At 71.3% G+C, this 18,917-nt stretch carries 10 protein-coding genes; 7 read left to right on the plus strand and 3 right to left on the minus strand.

The annotated features are described in order from the left end of the window. Nucleotides 1–30 precede the first annotated feature (30 nt). The 6 genes from AMK13_RS37545 to AMK13_RS37570 all read left to right on the plus strand — a co-directional run bounded on the left by AMK13_RS37545 (nucleotide 31) and on the right by AMK13_RS37570 (nucleotide 16,168). Nucleotides 31–1,812 (plus strand): beta-ketoacyl synthase N-terminal-like domain-containing protein, encoded by a 1,782-nt coding sequence (locus AMK13_RS37545; RefSeq protein WP_074006041.1) that lies wholly within the window; start codon nucleotides 31–33, stop codon nucleotides 1,810–1,812. 2 nt (nucleotides 1,813–1,814) lie between these two features. After that, a complete protein-coding gene (locus AMK13_RS37550) occupies nucleotides 1,815–3,047 on the plus strand; it encodes a cytochrome P450 (RefSeq protein WP_074006042.1) in 1,233 nt (410 codons plus the stop codon). Then, nucleotides 3,044–3,736, plus strand: coding sequence for a formyltransferase family protein (locus AMK13_RS37555; protein WP_049651695.1), 693 nt, complete (start codon nucleotides 3,044–3,046; stop codon nucleotides 3,734–3,736). Before AMK13_RS37550 ends, AMK13_RS37555 begins: the two co-directional genes overlap by 4 nt. Nucleotides 3,737–4,380: 644 nt before the next feature. Continuing rightward, the gene (locus tag AMK13_RS37560) at nucleotides 4,381–8,778 is read left to right on the plus strand and encodes a LamG-like jellyroll fold domain-containing protein (RefSeq protein WP_074006043.1); all 4,398 of its coding nucleotides are present in this window, start codon (nucleotides 4,381–4,383) and stop codon (nucleotides 8,776–8,778) included. Between the two features lie 88 nt (nucleotides 8,779–8,866). Continuing rightward, entirely contained in the window at nucleotides 8,867–15,391 is a 6,525-nt protein-coding gene (locus AMK13_RS46205) for an RHS repeat domain-containing protein (RefSeq protein ID WP_143204728.1), read from the plus strand. A 3-nt stretch (nucleotides 15,392–15,394) separates the two neighbouring features. Then, a complete protein-coding gene (locus AMK13_RS37570; protein ID WP_143204729.1) occupies nucleotides 15,395–16,168 on the plus strand; it encodes a hypothetical protein in 774 nt (257 codons plus the stop codon). Between the two features lie 85 nt (nucleotides 16,169–16,253). On the opposite strand, the gene AMK13_RS37575 is transcribed toward AMK13_RS37570, so the two are convergent. Together AMK13_RS37575 and AMK13_RS37580 are read right to left on the minus strand one after the other, a co-directional pair. After that, nucleotides 16,254–16,616: a winged helix-turn-helix domain-containing protein gene (locus AMK13_RS37575; RefSeq protein WP_074006046.1), complete on the minus strand. Its 363-nt coding sequence runs from the start codon at nucleotides 16,614–16,616 to the stop codon at nucleotides 16,254–16,256. Beyond that, nucleotides 16,613–17,248: a hypothetical protein gene (locus AMK13_RS37580; protein ID WP_074006047.1), complete on the minus strand. Its 636-nt coding sequence runs from the start codon at nucleotides 17,246–17,248 to the stop codon at nucleotides 16,613–16,615. Before AMK13_RS37580 ends, AMK13_RS37575 begins: the two co-directional genes overlap by 4 nt. Before the next feature lie 210 nt (nucleotides 17,249–17,458). Here AMK13_RS37580 and AMK13_RS37585 point away from each other — a divergent pair, with 210 nt between their 5' ends. Further along, nucleotides 17,459–18,052: a DUF4291 domain-containing protein gene (locus tag AMK13_RS37585; protein WP_074006048.1), complete on the plus strand. Its 594-nt coding sequence runs from the start codon at nucleotides 17,459–17,461 to the stop codon at nucleotides 18,050–18,052. A gap of 52 nt (nucleotides 18,053–18,104) precedes the next feature. On the opposite strand, the gene AMK13_RS37590 is transcribed toward AMK13_RS37585, so the two are convergent. Further along, the gene (locus tag AMK13_RS37590; RefSeq protein WP_074006049.1) at nucleotides 18,105–18,620 is read right to left on the minus strand and encodes a DinB family protein; all 516 of its coding nucleotides are present in this window, start codon (nucleotides 18,618–18,620) and stop codon (nucleotides 18,105–18,107) included. Nucleotides 18,621–18,917 lie beyond the last annotated feature (297 nt).

Here is an 18,917-nt window from a genome sequence, read left to right on the forward strand (position 1 = left end):
CACACGAAGCACACGAAGCAGGAGCCTTCCATGACCGACAGCCCCGAGCAGGAGTACGACCCGGGTGACGTGGCCGTCATCGGCATGTCCCTGCGGGCGCCCGGCGCCCGCACCAAGGAGCAGTTCTGGGACGTCCTCGTCCACGGCCGGGAGACCGTGTCGTTCCTGGCCAAGGAGGACATCCACGTCGACGAGACCCTGATCCACAACCCGTCCTACGTCCGGGCCTGCGGCGTCCTCGACACGTACGACAGGTTCGACCCGTCGGTGTTCGGCATCAGCGACCGGATGGCCGCCGCGATGACCCCGGAGAACCGGCTCTACCTGGAGAGCGCCTGGGAGTCCCTGGAGGACGGCGGCTACGACCCGGACCGGCTCACCGCCGAGATCGGCATGTACGGCGCCAACAACCCGCAGACCGCCGCGCTCTACAGCTCCCCGCCGGACCGGGCGTCGGTCGGCCCCGAAGCGATCGAGGCCAGCCTGGCATGGTCGCCGGACAGCATGACCTCCAACGCCCTGTACTACATGGGGCTCACCGGCGAGGCCGTCACGGTCGCCGCCGTCTGCGCGGGCTTCCACTACGCGGTGCACCTGGCCTGCCAGTCGCTGCTGCTCGGCCAGAGCGACATGGCGATCGCCGGCGGCGCGATGGTCCGCCTGCCGCACCCGCGCGGGCACCTGTGGGAGGAGAACCGCATCCTGTCGAAGGACGGCCACTGCCGTCCGTTCGACGCCAACGGCACCGGCAGCGCGCTGTCCAGCGGTGTCGTCACCCTGCTGCTGAAGCCGCTCGGCCGGGCCGTCGCCGACCGCGACCACGTCTACGCCGTCGTCCGGGGCTCGGCCGTCAACAACAACGGCGTCAGCGCGATGGCGTACGGCCTGGCCCAGCCCGAGCGGCTGAGCGCGTGCATCGCCGCGGCGATGGAGGTGGGCGGCGTCAGCCCGGACACCGTGTCCATGTACGAGGCCAACGGCCTCGGCCTGCCGGTGACCGACGAGCTCGAAGTCCACGCGGCGACCATGGCGTTCGGGAAGCGGACCGCGACCGCCTCGATCGGCGGGGTCAAGGGCAACGTGGGCCACGGCGGCGTGGTGTCCGGCGGCTTCGGCGCGGTCAAGGCCGCGCTGGCGCTGTACCACCGGACACTCCCGGCCACCATCAACCTGACCGAGGTCAACCAGGACCTCGACTTCCCCAGCACCCCCTTCGTGCCGCAGATCGAGGGCGCGGCCTGGGAGCCGGAGGCCGGCATCCGCCGCGCGGGCATCACCTCCCTCGGCGGCGGCGGCTACAACGCCCACCTGGTGCTGGAGGAGCCGCCGGCACCGGCCGGACGCGCCCCCGAGGAGGCGGGCCGCCCCCGGCTGGCCACCCTGTCCGCGATGGACGACGACGCGCTGGCCCGTCAGCGCACCCGGCTCCGGGAGTGGCTGGAGGCCCGCCCGGAGCTGCGCCTGGACGACGTCTGCTTCACCCTCAACCTCGGCCGCAAGGTGATGGGCCGCCGCTGGGCGGCCGTGGTCCGCAGCCGCGAGGAGCTGATCGCGGCGCTGTCCGACGACGCCCGCGGCCCGGTCGCCTCGACCGCCGCCGCCCCGCGCACGGACCCGGGCTCCTTCTCCCGCACCGACGACGGGATCGTGCCGTCCGGCCAGGACGCGCCGGCCCTGACCGACCTGGCCGCCGCCTGGGTGAGCGGCCTCCAGGTGGACTTCGACGCCCTGCACCGGGACGGGGCCGGCCGCCGCGTGCCGCTGCCCGCCTACCCCTTCCAGCCCCGCCGGTTCTGGCGGACGGACTGGTAGGCATGAGCACACCGGCACTGGACACCGTGGACCTGGGCGACCCGGCCACCTTCGCCGACCACGACCTCGACGGGTTCTGGCGCACCCTGCGGGACACCGCGCCGATGCACTGGAACCCGCCGGTCGACGGCCGCCGGGGGTTCTGGGTGCTCTCCCGCTACGACGACATCATGGCCACCTACCGGGACAACGTGAACTTCACGTCCCAGCGCGGCAACGTGCTCGTCACCCTCCTGGAGGGCGGCGACGCCGGGGCCGGCCGGATGCTGGCCGTCACCGACGGGCCCCGGCACCTGGAGCTGCGCAAGATCCTCCAGCGCGTGCTCTCGCCGCGGGTGCTCGACGAGGTCGCGCGGACCGTCCGGGTCAACACCCGGCAGTGGATCCGCGAGGCCGTCGGCTCCGGCGGCTGCGACTTCGCGGAGCAGATCGCCTCGCGGATCCCGATGACCACCATCTCCAACCTGCTCGGCGTCCCCGAACGGGACCGGGACTACCTGCTCAGCCTCACCAAGACCGCGCTGTCCGCGGACGACGAGGACGTCGACGAGGTCGACTCCGAGATGGCCCGCAACGAGATCCTGATGTACTTCATGGACATCGTCGAGGAGCGGCGCGAGGCACCCGGCGACGACGTGATCAGCATGCTGATCGGCAGCGCCGTCGACGGTGTGCCGCTGTCCGACGAGGACGTCGTGCTCAACTGCTACAGCCTGATCATCGGGGGCGACGAGACCAGCCGGCTGACGATGATCGACTGCGTCCGCACCCTCGCGGCCCACCCCGAGCAGTGGCGCCGGCTCAAGCGGGGCGAGGTCGCGATCGAGACGGCCGTGGACGAGGTGCTGCGCTGGGCGTCGCCCACCATGCACTTCGGGCGCAGCGTCGAGCGGGAGACCGAACTGCACGGCGTACGGCTGCGGCCGGGCGACATCGTCACGCTCTGGCACGCCTCCGGCAACCGGGACGAACGGGTCTTCGCCCGGCCCGGGGAGTTCGACCTCGGCCGCACCCCCAACAAGCACCTGGCCTTCGGCTACGGCCCGCACTTCTGCGTCGGCTCGTACCTGGCCAAGGTGGAGATCGCCGAACTGCTCAAGGCCCTGCGGGACTTCACCCTCGGGTTCGAGCAGACCGAGGAGGCGCTGCCGATCCGGTCCAACTTCCTGACCGGGTTCTCCACCATGCCGGTGCGCTTCACGCCCGACCACTCCGGACTGAGAGAGTGCGGATGAACATCTACATGTCAGGACAGGGGGCGTTCGCGGTCCAGGTCGCGGAAGCCCTCCTGGACAAGGGGCACAAGATCGTCGGCGCGGCCGCGCCCCGGCTGCGCAAGGGCAGGACCGACGAGAGCGACGCGATGTCCTGGGACCGCCTGCGCGCCTGGGCGTTCCCCCGGGACATCCCCTGGACGGACTCGCTCGAACTGCGGGCGATGCACATCCCGGACGGGGTGGACGTCATCCTCGCCGCGCACTCGCACGCCTTCCTCGGCCGGCGGACCCGCGCCCGGGCCGGCCTCGCCACCATCGGCTACCACCCCAGCCTGCTGCCGCTGCACCGCGGCCGGGACGCGATCCGATGGACCATCCGCGACGGCGACAAGGTGACGGGCGGGAGCGTCTACCACCTCACCGAGCGCACCGACGGCGGCCCGCTCGCCGCCCAGGAGCACCTGCTCGTGCCCCCGGGCTCGACCGCCCAGAGCCTGTGGCGCGACCACCTGGCGCCGCTCGGCGTGCGACTGCTGCTGAAGGTGGTCGACGACCTCGCCGCCGACCGGCGGATCGAGGTGCCCCAGGACGAGAAGCTGGCGACCTGGGAGCCCGCGATGGACACCCAGCCGCTGTTCAAGCCCGAACTCATCGCCCTGCCGGGCAGCGTCCGGGTCGACGGCAGCGCGCGGGCGCTGCACGAGTGAGAGCCGTGTAGCGCCGCGACGGCCGAATTGCCGCGATCAACTCCTCAGGTGCCCCCGGGTGTTCGAGACTCCGGGGGCACCTCTGCGCTTTCGGAAAGCCGGAGTTGGCAATTCTTCTGCCCATTTCTCCGACAACTCGACTGCGGTGAAGCCTGGTTATCCGACCTGACGGCCAGCCAGCAGGAATCGGATTTCCCGCGCCGAACCTCGCAAGAACGACCTTTCGGATCCCGGGAACCGTACGGCCCCGCCGAGCGTCCCGCCTCGCGCCCGCCGCCCGGATCCCGCCGCGATACCCGTGGTGACCAGCGGAGATTGCCCGGCGGAGCGTCGTCGATCCGGCGGCCGGAGCGGCGCCCCGGTGCCGTGCGTCACCGTTCGCGACCGCCGGACGTGCCTCGGAGGCAGGCTGGCGACCGCCCTTCGGGGCGTGATTTACCTCACACCCTAGTGGTCGGTTCATCCGTTTTCACCCGAGCTGCCCCCCGTCTGACAGGGCCGCAGCAAGGGCTCTTTTCTCATGCATTTCTGATGAAGCGTTGACAGCTCTTTTAGGTGTCCATAAAGATCCGCTCAAACTTCGCCCACATTCCGGAAGTCGGAGCTTACGCACAGTGAGAACAGCAGCAAGACGGTCGGGCAGCATGCTCGCCGCGGCACTCGCCGCGGTCGCGCTCGCCGCGACCGCGGTGGTGCCCGCCGCCGCCGCCGGAGGGACACCTCCCCCCGGCGTGACGGAGCCCCAGGACACCGCCGAGACCCTGGCCGTCCAGGAGGCCGCCCGCACCGGCCAGCCGGTCGAGGTGCTCGCCAAGCGCGGCGAGACCAGCGACACCGTCGCCCAGCCCGACGGCAAGCTGAAGACCACCACCTACGTCCAGCCCAAGCGGGTGCGCAAGAACGGCGCCTGGGTCGACCTCGACCCCACCCTCCGGACGCTGCCCGGCGGCGCGATCGCCCCCAAGGGCTCCACCGCCGACCTGACGTTCTCCGGCGGCGGCACCGCACCGCTGGTCACCATGGCCCGGGCCGGCAAGGAGCTGAAGCTCAGCTGGCCCAAGCCGCTGCCCAAGCCGACCGTCAACGGCGCCACCGCCGAGTACGCGTCGATCCTGCCGGACGTCGACCTGAAGCTGTCCGCCACCAAGACCGGGTTCACCCAGGTCATCGTGGTGCACACCGCCGAGGCCGCCAAGAACCCCGAGCTGGACCAGCTCCGGCTCGGCCTCCAGGGCAACGGCCTGACGGTCGGCCAGGAGGCGGACGGCACCCTCAAGGCCAAGGACCCCTCCGGCGGCGGCACCGTCTTCGAGGCGCCCGTCCCGGTGATGTGGGACTCCTCCAAGCCGGCCGGCGCCGCGCCCGCTCCGAGTGCCCCGGCCGCCGCGCCCGCCGCACCCGCCGCGCCGAAGGCGTTCAAGGCCGCCCCGCAGGCGGCACCGCAAGCCGAGGCCGCGGCCCCCGCCGCCCCCGCCGCTCCCGCCGCTCCCGCTGCTCCCGCTGCTCCCGCGCCGACCGACCCGGCCGTCGCCGGCTACGGCGACCTGCCCGGCGAGGGCGCCAAGATGACCCGCCTCAAGGTCGAGCTGCCCAAGGACGCCCTGCTGCTCTCGCCCGACCAGGCGATGCTGGACGCCCCGGACACGGTCTACCCGGTGATGATCGACCCGGCGTGGAACACCCCGCACGCCGGCGACTGGGCGGGCGTCTCGCGCACCTACCCGAACCAGGCGTACTGGCACTTCACGTACAACAGCAGCTACGTCCACGACTGGGGCGTCGGCTACTGCGGCGACACCTCCCGCTGCGCGCCGACCGACGTGAAGCGCGCCTTCTTCCAGGTGTCCAACCCGTTCGTCGGCAAGCAGATCCTCGGCGCCACCTTCGGCACCTACGAGAGCTGGTCGTACTCCTGCGACGCCCGGCCCGTCGAGCTGTGGAGCACCGGCTACATCTCCCCCGGCCTGAACTGGAACGCCCAGAACGCCTCCGGGTTCTGGAGCCGCTACCTGCAGACCATCAACACCGCCAAGGGCTGGAGCGGCAACTGCCCCGGCGGCTGGCTGGAGTACGGCGAGACCGGCGCGGTGAAGAACCTCGTCCAGGACGCCGCCAACTGGGGCTGGCCGACCATCACCTTCGGTCTGAAGGCCCAGAACGAGGGCGACACCCTCGCCTGGAAGCGCTTCACCGACGACGCCTACCTGCAGGTGTACTACAACCTGCGGCCGAACCAGATCCCGATGTCCGACATGACGATGTCGCCGGGCTCGGTCTGCCAGTACCCGGGCATCAAGATCAACAAGATGCCGCAGGTCACCACCCGGGCCACCGACCCGGACGGCGAGGCCATCGGCGTGCAGTTCGCGGTCGGCTGGGACGACGGCACCGGCCTGCGCCGGCGCTGGTGGTCCACCGGCTCGGAGGACGCCGCACCGGGGGGCAACACCTTCAAGGCCTCCGGCTCGATCTTCTCCTGGCCGCTGCCGACCGACCTGCCGAAGAACCTCCAGCTCGACTGGGAGGCCCGCGCCTGGGACGGCGCGCAGTGGGGGCCGTGGTCCTCCGACGGTGACCCGACCGGCTGCTACTTCATCGTCGACACCTCCGCACCGGACGGCCCGGCGATCACCTCGGACGCCTACCCGGGTTCCAAGGACGCCACCGCGGCGCTCCCGTGGACCGACGGCGTCGGCAAGAGCGGCCAGTTCACCCTGAAGTCCGCCGCCACCGACGTGGTCAAGTACCAGTGGGGCCTGGACACCTCGCCGTCCGCGGCGAACGAGGTCGCCACCAGCGGCGGCGCCGGCCAGACCGTCCGCATCCAGCCGCAGACCGCCGGCGTCCACTTCATCTCCGCCCGGGCTGTCGACGGCGCGGGCAACGCCTCCCAGCCCGAGACGTACTACTTCAACGTGCTCACCGGGCAGGCCCAGCGCACCGGCTGGTCGATGGACGACCCGAGCGGCACCAGCGTCACCGGCACCGGCGGCGGCTTCGAGGCGACCCTCGGCTCCGGCGCCACCGCGGGGGCCCCCGGCCACCTCGCCGAGGGCCTCGCCCTCGACGGCACCGCCAACGGCTACGCCGAGACCCAGGGCAACGTGCTGGACACCACCCGCGGCTTCGCCGTCTCCGCCTGGGTCAACCTCACCGGCGACACCACCCGCAACCGGGTCGCGGTCAGTGAGAACGGCAACTGGGCCGCCCGCTTCGCCCTCGGGCTGATGAACGGCAAGTGGACGATGTGGACCTCCACCCAGGACACCAACGCCGTCTACACCGTGGAGCCCGCGAGCTCGGACACCCCGGTCGTGCTCGGCCAGTGGACCCATCTGGTCGGCGTCTACGACCCGACCGCCAGGACCAGCACCCTGTACGTCAACGGCGTGCCCGGCACCCCGGTGGCCGTCACCGCCGCCTGGGACGCGCGTGGCCCGCTGGAGTTCGGCCGCTCCAAGTGGCACGGCAACTGGACCGACCCGTGGACGGGCTCGGTCGACGAGGTCCGGCTCTGGGACCGCTCCCTGAGCAAGGCCGAGGCCGCCGACGTGGCCGCCGACAAGCAGCTCGCCACCGGCCGCCCCGCGAAGGCGGTCTGGCACCTGGACGGCAGCTCCGCCAAGCCCGTCGGCACCACCGAGACCGACAACCTGACCGCCTACAACGGCGTCGCGCTCGGCCGCCCCGGCATCGCCGACAAGGCGATCCACCTGGACGGCACGGACGACTACCTGCGCGGCACCCGCCCGCAGGTCGACGGCAGCCGGGACTTCTCGGTCTCCGCGTGGGTGAAGCTGCCCGCACCGACGCCGGGCGACACCACCCCGAAGATGGCGGTCACCCAGATCGGCCAGCACAACAACGAGTTCTCGCTGTACTACTCGCCCTACTGGGGCCGCTGGATCTTCGGGCGCTACAAGGAGGACAGCTCCGCCGACACCCTGGTGCGCACCTGGCAGGACGCCTGCACCGCGGGCAGCCAGATCAACGGCGTGCCGTGCTTCACCGGCACCACCGGTGAGTGGACCCACCTGCTGGGCGTCTCCGACACCGCCGCGAAGAAGCTGCGCTTCTACATCAACGGCTTCCTCGTCGGCCAGTCCGACTACACCCAGAACGCGCCGTGGGCCAACCCCGGCCCGATCCAGATCGGCGCCGTCAACCGCGAGGGCGTCAACGGCGAGTTCTTCGGCGGCGAGATCGACGACGTGCGGATCTACGACCGCGTCGTCACCGGCCCCGAGGCCGGCGCCATGGTCCAGCAGCGCCCGCAGCTGGCCGGCCGCTGGAAGCTCAACACCGCCACCAGCACCCCGGCCGATGCCCCGGCCGTCACCCCCGACGAGGGCCCGGCCAAGGCCGGCGCCCAGCTCGGCGGCGGCGCCTCGATCAAGGCCGACGGCGGCCTGTTCCAGACCCCCGGCACCCTGCTGCTGAACGGCTCCACCGGCTACGCGGCCACCGGCTCCGTCCCGCTGCACACCGGCCAGAGCTTCACCCTGGCCGGCTGGGCGAACACGGCGGGCGTCCCGACCCGGGACATGACGGTGCTGTCCGTGGCCGGCGCCAACAACAGCGCGGTCACCCTGCGCTGGCACCCCCTGGGCAACGACGCCAACGGCCAGCCGACCGGTCAGTGGCAGGCCGAGGTCCGCGACTCCGACGCCAACGGCGCGGCGCGCACCCTGACGACCCACACTCCGGCCACCTCCGTCATGGAGAACTGGACGCACCTGGCGGTCAGCTACGACGCCTTCGCGGACCGGCTCGCCCTGTACGTCAACGGCCAGGTGGAGAACCAGGGCTGCGCGGATGGCGACAAGTCCTGCACCCCGCACATCTCCTGGACGGGCGCCCCGCAGCCCTACGAGGCGGGCGGCGGCGTGCAGTTCGGCCGTACCAAGGCGTCCGGCGCCTGGGGCGAGTACTTCTCCGGTGAGCTGGACGATGTCTGGCTGTACCAGGGCGTGCTGAGCCCCGCGCAGATCGCCAAACTGGCCGACTACAACGTCGAGCTGGGCACCTCCACCGGCGTCTGATTCCCCAACCTTCCGTGGGCCGGGCGGCTTCCTGCCGCCCGGCCCACGGTCCGTCACACCCGTTTTCCCCTGAGGAGTTGTTCCCCACATGAGCAGGAAGAGGTCGGTGCCGAGGCCGACCCGCACCAGGGTGTCCGCGGTCATCGCGGGCACGCTGGTCGGGTCGCTGCTGCCGGCACTGCCGCTGGCCGCCGTCGCGGCGGCCGCGGAACCGTACACCAAGCCCTCGGCGGTCTCGCCCGAGAAGCCCGTCAAGGGCTCGGACGCGAAGACCAAGGGCCGCAAGGCCGACACCACCGTCAGCACGGTCGACGGCAAGCACGGCGCCCTGCCCGGCGCGGGCAGCGCCACCCTCGATGTCCCCGGTGAGAAGGGCAAGGCCGTCAAGGCCGGCAAGCTGCCCGTCGCCCTCTCCTCCGCCGGCGCGGCGGGCAAGGCGAAGGTCGAGCTGCTCGGCCAGGACGCCGCCGCCAAGGCCGGGATCAACGGCCTGCTGCTGACCGTCTCCGGCGCCGACGAGAACAGCGGCCTGGCCGTCGACTACTCGTCCTTCGCCCAGGCCGCCGGCGCCGGCTTCGGCTCCCGGCTGAAGCTGGTCCGGCTGCCCGAGTGCGCGCTGACCACGCCCGACCTGCCCGAGTGCCGGGTGCAGACCCCGCTGCCGGGCGGCAACGACGTGGCGAAGCAGACCGTCGCCGCGGACGCCCTGACCACGGCCCCGGCCGGGTCAATGCGGCTGGCGTCCGCGCCGGGCGCGATGGTGCTGGCCGCCACGGCCGGCAGCGCCGGTCCGAGCGGCGACTACAAGGCCACGCCGCTGACCCCGGCGTCCTCCTGGTCGACCTCGCTGAACAGCGGGTCGTTCAGCTGGTCGTACGACATGCCGCTGACCACGATGCCCGGCGGGCTGACCCCGAAGATCGGCCTGTCCTACAACTCCGGCGCGATCGACGGCCGGACGGCCAACAGCAACAACCAGGCCTCCTGGGCCGGTGACGGCTTCGAGCTCTCCCCCGGCTTCGTCGAGCGCAGCTACAAGGCCTGCGCGGACGACGGCGCGCCCAAGACCGGCACCAACAGCCCGGGCGACCTGTGCTGGGGCACCGACAACGGCACCATCAGCTTCGGCGGCCACTCCGGCGAGCTGATCCCGGTCTCCGGCGACGAGTGGCGGATCAAGGGCGACGACAACACCAAGGTCACCCGCCTGCGCGACACCGGCCGGGGCAACGGCGACAACGACGGCGAGTACTTCCGCGCCACCACCGCCGACGGCACGAACTACTACTTCGGCTACAACCGCCTGCCGAACTGGTCGGCGGGCAAGCCGGAGACCAAGTCCGTCTACACCGTGCCGGTGTACGGCAACAACGCGGGCGAGCCGTGCAACGGCGCCGACTTCGCGTCCTCCTGGTGCCAGCAGGGCTGGCGGTGGAACCTGGACCTGGTGGTCGACGCCCACGGCAACGACATCACCTACTGGTACACCCCCGAGACCAACAACTACGGCCGCAACCTGAAGGCCTCCGACCGCACCCCCTACATCCGGGGCGGCCGTCTGGACCACATCGAGTACGGCCAGCAGCAGCAGGACATCCACTCGGCCACCGTCAAGCCGATGGGCCGGGTCGACTTCGGCACCGCCGAACGCTGCCTGGAGACCAACGCCGCGCTCTGCGACCCGGCGAAGATCGACGCCAACCGGCAGTACTGGTACGACACCCCGTGGGACCAGAACTGCAAGGACGGCACCGACTGCACCGGCCAGTCCTCGCCGACCTACTTCACCCGGACCCGGCTGACCTCCGTCACCGCCAGGACGCTCCAGGCCGACGGGAACTACGCCGCGGTCGACACGTGGACCCTGAACCACAAGTGGGGCACCGCCGACTTCGACTACCAGCTGCTGCTGGACTCCATCCAGCACACCGGGTCGTCCGCCGCCCCGGCGATCACCCTGCCGAAGACCGGCTTCGCCTACAAGCAGTTGGCGAACCGGCTCGACAAGGTCGGTGACGGCCGCATGCCGTTCATCAAGCAGCGCCTGGGCACCGTCACCGACGAGCAGGGCGGCCAGCTCGACGTCAACTACTCCGCTGCCGCGTGTGACTGGAACGCCCTGCCCACGCCGCAGTCCAACACCACCCGCTGCTTCCCGCAGATGTACCAGCCGTCCAACGACGTGCCGGTGACCACGGAGTGGTTCAACAAGTACGTCGTCGAAGCGGTCATCGCCACCGACCGCACCGGCGGCGCGCCCGACATGGTCACCCACTACAGCTACCTCGGCGACGCCGCCTGGCACTTCGACGACGAGGACGGCCTGACCCCGGCCAAGCTCAAGACCTGGTCCCAGTGGCGCGGCTACGCCCACGCCCGGGTCGAGACCGGCGGCGTCACCGGCATGACCACCCAGGCCGACCACTACTTCCTGCGCGGCATGGACCAGGACCGCGACAACCCCGGTGACAAGAACAGCAAGCGCGGCGTCACCGTGGACGACGGCCAGGGCACCGTCCTGACCGACGACCAGGCCTGGGCCGGCTACGAGTACCGCAGCGAGCAGTACGACAAGCCCGGCGGCGTGATCCTCTCCAAGTCCGTCAGCACCCCGTGGAAGAAGGAGACCGCCAAGCGCTCCAACGACTGGGGTACCACCACCGCCAACCTCACCGGCACCCAGGCGACCCGGTCCTTCACCTCGCTCGACAAGGGCGCCGGAGCCTCCTGGCGCGAGACCCGCACCGCGACCTCGTTCGACGGCTACGGCCGTACGACGCAGACCGAGGACCTGGGCGACGTCGCGGTCGGCACCGACGACACCTGCACCCGCACGACGTACGCGGACAACACCGCGGCCTGGATCCTCACCGGCAGCATCCAGATCGAGATGGTCGCCGCCAACTGCTCGGCGGCCGTGAACCGCGACACCCAGGCGGACGGCACCTCCGCGGTGCTGTCGGACATCCGCACCCGCTACGACGGCCAGGCCTACGGCGCGGCTCCCGTCAAGGGCGACGCCACCACCGTGCACACCCTGAAGTCCCGCTCCGGCAACCGCGCCACCTACCTGGACGGGACGACCCACTACGACGCCTACGGCCGTGCCGACAGCACCACCAAGCTGGCGTCCACCACGGTGTTCGACACCACGGGCGCCACGGGACCGGTGACCACCGCCAGCCCGCTGGCGCAGACCACCACCACCGGCTTCGCCCCGGCGAACGGCCGGCCGACCAAGGTCACCACGACCGGGCCTCCGGTGGTCGCGGGCAACCCCGCCACCGCCATGGTCTCCGTCACCGACCTCGACCTGCTGCGCGGCCAGGCCGTCGACACCGTCGACGCCAACAACCGCCGCACCGACAGCCTGTACGACGCGCTCGGCCGCACCCTCAAGGTCTGGCTGCCGAACCGCTCCAAGTCGACCGGCCAGACCCCGAACCACGAGTTCGGCTACACCGACAACGACGGCCAGATCCGCGTCGTCTCCACCAAGGCTCTCAACGCCGACGGCTCCCAGGCCACCGCGTACACCCTGTACGACGGTCTCGGCCGGGCCCGTCAGACCCAGTCCCCCGGGGACAACGGCGGCCGGGTCCTGACCGACACCTTCTACGACGAGCAGGGGCAGGCCGCGCTCGCCTACGCCGGCTACTACGCGACCGGCGCGGCCTCCGGCACCCTGTTCAAGGTCGAGGACGCCACCGGCGTCGAGACCCAGACCGCCGTCGCCTTCGACGGCCTCGGCCGCGTCGTCAAGTCCACCACCCTGGCGGGCAACGGCGTCGGCACCCCGATCGCCACCACGCTCACCGAGTACGGCGGCGACCGGGTCACCGTCACCCCGCCCACCGGCGGCACGCCGGCGACGACCGTCACCGACGCCCGCGGCCGGACCAGCGAGATCCGCCAGTACCGCGGGGGCTCCCCCAGCGGCGCCTACGACACCATCCGGTACGGCTACGACCCGGCCGGACACACCACCCAGCTGACGGACCAGTACGGGACGCAGTGGAACTGGACGTACGACCAGCAGGGCCGTCAGGTCAAGACCGTTGACCCCGACTCCGGCACCTCGGTCAAGACCTACGACGACCGCGGCCGGCTGGCCACCAGCCGGGACGGCAACAACCAGACCCTGGCGTACGCCTACGACAACCTCGACCGGCAGACCGAGCTGCACTCCGGCTCCGTGTCGGGTCCGCTGCTCACCTCGCAGACCTGGGACCCATCCGGCAACAAGGGCCTGATCTCCTCGGCGACCCGGTACTCCACCGTCGGCGGCACCACCTACCCGTACACGACCACCTGGTCGCTGTACGACGCGCTGGGCCGCCCGACCCGGACCACGCTCAGCGTTCCGTCCGTCCCCGGCCAGGAGGCCCTCGCCGGGAGCTACGTCAGCGGCACGATCTACCGGCTCGACGGCAAGCAGCAGAGCGTCAGCTACCCGGCGGCCGGCAACCTCGCCGCCGAGTCGGTGGCCTACGGCTACGACGCCCTCACCCGGATGACCACGGCCCAGGGTCTGAGCAGCTACCTCACCGGCCAGACCTACAGCCTGACCAGCAAGCCGCTGCAGAGCACGCTGTCCGACGGGACGGCGAACAAGCAGCTCTACCTCACCAACGCCTACGAGTGGGGCACCCAGCGGCTGGCGTCCAGCCGCACCGACCAGTACGGCGTGGCGAGCCCGCTGCGCGCGGCCGCCTACACCTACGACCAGGTCGGCAACGTCACGTCGATCACCGACACCTCGCGCGCCGGCACCGACCGGCAGTGCTTCCAGTACGACTACCTGGCCCGGCTCACCGAGGCGTTCACCCCGAGCGGCACCGGCTGCCCGGCCACACCCGACGCCAAGGCGCTCGGCGGCCCGGCCCCGTACTGGACCAGCTGGCAGTTCAACCCCGACAGCACCCGGGACACCCAGACCCGGCACGACACCACCGGAGACCCCGCCAAGGACGTCACCACCAAGTACAACTACCCCGGCGCGACGGCCGCCCAGCCGCACACCCTGAAGGGCACCAGCGGCACCGGCGTCCTCGCCGAGACCGCCGGCTACGACCCGGCGGGCAACACCATCGCCCGCCACCGGGACCTCGCCGCCGGAGCCACCAGCGACCAGGCGCTGACCTGGGACGCCGAGGGCAAGCTCGGCAAGGTCGTCGACACCGTCAAGAACGGGCCCGTCACCAGCACGAAGACGACGGAGTACCTCTACGACCCCAGCGGCAGCCGGCTGACCTCGCACGTCCTGGACAGCGCCAACCCGGGCGCCGAGAACTGGACGCTCTACCTCGGCACCACCGAGCTGACCCTGACCAAGGGCGCGGCCAAGCCCGTCGCCACCAGGTACTACTCGCTGGGGCAGGCCTCGGCCGTCCGGACCGACGACAACAAGGTCGCCTTCCAGGTCGCCGACCATCACTCCACCGCCGAGCTGAACGTCGACGCCTCCACCGGCGCGGTCGCCCAGAAGCGGACCACGCCGTACGGCGAACAGCGCGGCGCGGCACCGGCCACCTGGTCGGGCAGCCACGGCTTCCTGGGCGGTGTCACCGAGCCCACCGGGCTGGTCCACCTCGGAGCGCGTGACTACGACCCGTCCCTGGGCCGGTTCCTCAGCATCGACCCGGTGTTCGACCCGGCCAGCCCCAAGGAGCTGAACGGGTACGCCTACTCGGGCGGCAACCCGACCAGCACCAGCGACCCCGACGGCCGCAAGATGTGCGCCGACGACTGCTCCGGCAACGACATGGCGCTGCACGGCTGGGTCGGCATGAACGGCACGTTCCACGAGCCGACCATGGGCGACCAGTGCGTCACCAACTGCACCGACGGCGGTGACGACGACGAGGCCCCCAGTACCCGTGGCGGCGGTGGCGGCGGTGGCGGCGGCGGATCGACGTCCCCGAGCAAGACCACTTCGGGCAGCCCGGAGAACCGCAAGAAGTGGCACGAGGCCCGGGTGGCCTGGCTGATGCAGCCGGACAACCCGATCATCGGCGAGTACCTGGAGAAGATCCGGGAGATCAACAAGAAGTACTGCCACCGCTCGGCCCGGGACGGCTGCCAGTGGGCCAACCTGGCCCAGGACATCGTCGACAAGAACTACGTCGAGGACATCGCCGACCGGATCGACGAGTCCGAAACCCCCTTCGACGAACAGCGGTTCAAGACGCTGACCAAGAAGGGGAGCAACCTCACCACCTGGTCGCTCAGCAACAGCGAGTACGCGATAGCCTTCGAACTGGCCCGAGGCGGCTCCCATGTCAAGGCGACGCTGGACGACGGCGGAAAGTCCGGCAAGGGCTTCGACGCCTGGGTCGACGGGGTGCCGTCCGAGTTCAAGGAGACCAAGCCCGGACCGACCGCGGTCCACGACAACATGAGGAAGTCCAACGGGAAGGGCGCCGTACGCACCTACATCAAGATGCCGGACGACTACTCCGCCAAGACGGCCATGGCAAGCCTGGACGACTACCTGCGGAGACGGAGTTCGGACTTCCAGGAGTACCACATCTGGGCGGCCGGAGACCCGGGGGGCTGGCACATCGACGGCAGGATCGGCGGCGACTACAAGTGCAAGGGCCACGGGTGCTGAGCCGTGTCGACTGATGCCGCCATCCTGGTGAGACGACCGTCCGGTCCCGCTCTCACCGCCCAGGAGATCGCCGACGTCCTGGTGCCGGTCAGCGACCCGCTCACGGCACCGTGGCACCACCGCGTGGGCACGGACGGATCGAAGTTCCGGATCCGGCTGAGCGCCGATCCCGGTGACCTCGCCGGGCCCGCCGTCGCCGGGCCTCCCGGCGACGGGCAGCGTGACTACGACTGCTTCATCCACGTCTCCATCTACTGGACGACCGAGGACACCGACGACAGCCTCGGTTCCCTGCGGGCGTTCTGCCGGTCCCTCGTCGCCGAACTGCACGGCGCGTGGCCGGAGGCGGAATCGGCGTTCGAGGTCGATGACGCCTACAGCTACCGGATCCTCCCGGAGCTGTCGGAAGGTGTCGTCGACCTGCGGCTCGGGAGCGAGGCTCCACTGACCGCACCGGGCTTCTCCCTGGTCGAGGCGGCCAACCGCGCCGCCTCCGGCACCGGGCTGGTCTTCGCCGAGGACGAGCCCAACCGGCACCTCGCCCCGTCGGAGGACGCGGGTGACTCGGTGGCCTACACCGTGTCGTCCCGTGCGGAGGAACTCCCCTTCGCCGCCGGGGCCCGCTCCGGCGCCGCCGCGGTCGACGCCCGGCAGCTGGACGGGTTCACCGAGCGCCTGCTCGCCGAACTCGCCCGGCACACCGCCGGCGCCGACCTGGCGTGCTGGGTGAACGACCGGCTCTACCGCTACGAGGTGGAGCTGACCCCGCTCGGCTGACCGGACGGGAAACACGCAGGGCGGCAGCACCGGCCGAACCGGTGCTGCCGCCCTGCGGCACGTCCGGGGGCCTCCCGGAGTGATCTCAGTGGGGCGCCGGGGCGGCCACGGGGCCGGAGGCGGCTCCCCCGTCGGGTTCCTCGGCTCCTTCGAGGCGGTGGATCAGGCTCCGGAGTGCCGCGATCTCGTCGTGCAGGGCCTTCTTGCCGGCCTTGGTGAGCTGGATCCAGGTGCGGGCGCGTTTGCCCTCGTAGCCCTTGTCGATCGTGACCAGGCCGGCCTTCTCCAGGACGCCGAGGTGCTGGGAGAGGTTGCCGGCGGTGAGGCCGAGGGTGGTGCGCAGGAAGGTGAACTCCACCCGCCGGGCCTCCTTGGCGACCGCGAGGATGCCCAGGCGGACGCGCTGGTGGACGACGTCGTCGAGGCCGCTGGTGGGGTGCTCGGTCATGCGGCCGACCGTCCCTGGGCCCGGTGGTGCAGCAGGGCGAGGGCGACGCCGCCGAGCAGCAGCACGCCGCCTTCCAGCAGCACGCCGGGGAGGAAGGACCACGGGGACAAGCTGGGAAGGTCGTCGGAGGAGAGCATGGCGATCAGGTATCCGCAGGTCACGGCGAGGAGCGGCCAGCTGCGCTCGATCCAGGCGAGCAGCAGCAGCGCCAGACCGATCGTGCCGGCCGGGCTCATCAGCGTGTCGGCGACCGCGGAGAGCGGTCCCGGCTGCCCGTACAGGTCGGCGAGGAAGCCCGGGTGGGACACCGTCCACACCTGGTCGGCGGTCATGAGCAGGGCGAGGACGACGCCCAGCACGAGGTACGGCCGGATCCGGGTGCCCAGGCCGAGCCGGGCGGACCGGCGGAGGTAGAACCAGCTGATCGCGGCGTAGGAGAGCAGCAGCGCCACCGGCCAGTACCACATGGCGGGAGGAAGGGAGTTGACGCAGACTCCGCCCAGGCCGTAGCGGGGCGCGTCGCAGGGGCCCTGGCCGTACCGCACGACCGGTATCGCGCCGAACCTCACGGCGGCGAAGGCCAGGAGCGGGAACCACGCGCCGCGTTGCTCACGGCGGACGCGCTGGATCACGGCCCCGGTCGCTGCCAGGAGGTGCCGGGGGTCGCTTGAGGGCTGAACGGGTTGAGTCGCCATGAGGACCAGGTTTGCATGACAAACCGATTGCGTCTAGAGATCAGTTTGCGAACTGGCCGTACGCGGCGGGCGGTTGACGGGCACACACCCCCGCCGAGCTGGGAAAATCGCTGGCGCGAGGTGCGTTGAAGGCCGACCCTGGTCACCGTGTCAGAACCGAAGCACCAGATCCGTGCCCTCCACACCGACTCGACGGTGACCGTCTACCAGGCGTACGCGCCGGAGATCGGGCTGCCCGCCGCTCGGGACGGCCACTTCCCCGCGGCGTGGAAGCGGGACCGGATGACGTGGATCAAGCCGTCGTTCCTCTGGATGATGTACCGCTGCGGGTGGGCGAGGAAGGAGGGCCAGGAGACCGTGCTGGCGGTCGAGATCACCCGCGAGGGCTTCGAATGGGCGCTGCGGAACAGCTGCCTGTCCCACTACGAGCGCGGGCTGCACCCCGACCGGGCCTCCTGGCAGCGCCGGTTGAAGAGGTCCCCGGCGCGGGTGCAGTGGGATCCGGAGCGCGATCTGCACCTTCGGCCGCTGCCCCACCGGTCGCTCCAGCTCGGCCTGACCGGGGAGGCGGCGGAGCGGTACGCGGAGGAGTGGATCGTCGCGGTCGAGGACGTCACCGCGCTCGCGCACGCGGTCCACGACCAGGTGCGAGACGGGGAGTTGGAGGCCGCCCGGCAGCTCCTCCCCGCCGAACGCCCCTACCCGGCGGGCGACGCGCTGCTCGCCCACCTGGCCGGCTGAGCCGGCGGGCGCACCCCGCCCGCCGGCTGCGACTGTCAGCCGGTGGCGGGCGTCAGCCGGTGGCCCCGTCGGTGAGCTCGCGGACGATGTCCAGGTGCCCCGCGTGGCGGGCGTACTCCTGGAGGACGTGGAACAGGATCCAGCCCAGGGTGGGCCGCGGGGTGCCGTCGTCGGGGAAGCGGCCGCCGGGTGCGGCGACGGTGGACAGGGGCGTGCCCGACACGACGGCCCGGGTGTGCTCGCCGCCCGCGTGCAGCGCGGCGAGGAGTTCGGCGGCCGTTTCCTCCGGTCCGACGTACCAGCGGTCCTCCGGGCCCCGGTCGCCCCAGGGCGCCGGGACCTGCTCGGCGCGGAAGCCCCAGCGCAGCCAGCGCTGCTCCATGTGGACGAGGTGCTTCAGCAGTTCGAGCATGGTCCATCCGGAGGGGAGCCGGCTGGCGCGCAGCTCCGCGTCGGACATCCCCTCGGTCTTGGCGCCGATCACGGAGCGGTAGTAGTCGAGGTAGTCGAGCAACAGCTCGCTGGGGTCGGAGAGTTGCTGGTCGGGCTCGGGCAGGGAGATCGTCATGGGCCGAGTCTGCCACGGCGTCGCGCCGGTACCCACGACAGCGCGGTGCACCGGTTTTCCCCCCGCATTGCTCGCCTTCTGGCGAAGAATTACCTCCCCATTACGTCATTGGCGAAGGTATTCGGCCAACTTGTTGCACAAAGGGTGACGCGTTCAGACCAAAAATGACACTGTTCCTTCCCATCTCATTCGAACCACCAGCTCTACCGGGCGGCGTCACCCCAGGCCGCCCGGCTGACTCCGGCCCCCCGTACCCGGGCCGTCGCAGAAGGAGTTCCGTGTGACTCGATCCCCCCG

The organism is Streptomyces sp. CB02056, from assembly GCF_001905545.1.
Classification (GTDB): domain Bacteria; phylum Actinomycetota; class Actinomycetes; order Streptomycetales; family Streptomycetaceae; genus Kitasatospora.

Coding starts and splice junctions, on each gene's coding strand:
- AMK13_RS37545 (WP_074006041.1), top strand. CDS start 31: ATGACCGACAGCCCCGAGCAGGAGTACGACCCGGGTGACGTGGCCGTC.
- AMK13_RS37550 (WP_074006042.1), top strand. CDS start 1,815: ATGAGCACACCGGCACTGGACACCGTGGACCTGGGCGACCCGGCCACC.
- AMK13_RS37555 (WP_049651695.1), top strand. CDS start 3,044: ATGAACATCTACATGTCAGGACAGGGGGCGTTCGCGGTCCAGGTCGCG.
- AMK13_RS37560 (WP_074006043.1), top strand. CDS start 4,381: ATGCTCGCCGCGGCACTCGCCGCGGTCGCGCTCGCCGCGACCGCGGTG.
- AMK13_RS46205 (WP_143204728.1), top strand. CDS start 8,867: ATGAGCAGGAAGAGGTCGGTGCCGAGGCCGACCCGCACCAGGGTGTCC.
- AMK13_RS37575 (WP_074006046.1), bottom strand. CDS start 16,616: ATGACCGAGCACCCCACCAGCGGCCTCGACGACGTCGTCCACCAGCGC.
- AMK13_RS37590 (WP_074006049.1), bottom strand. CDS start 18,620: ATGACGATCTCCCTGCCCGAGCCCGACCAGCAACTCTCCGACCCCAGC.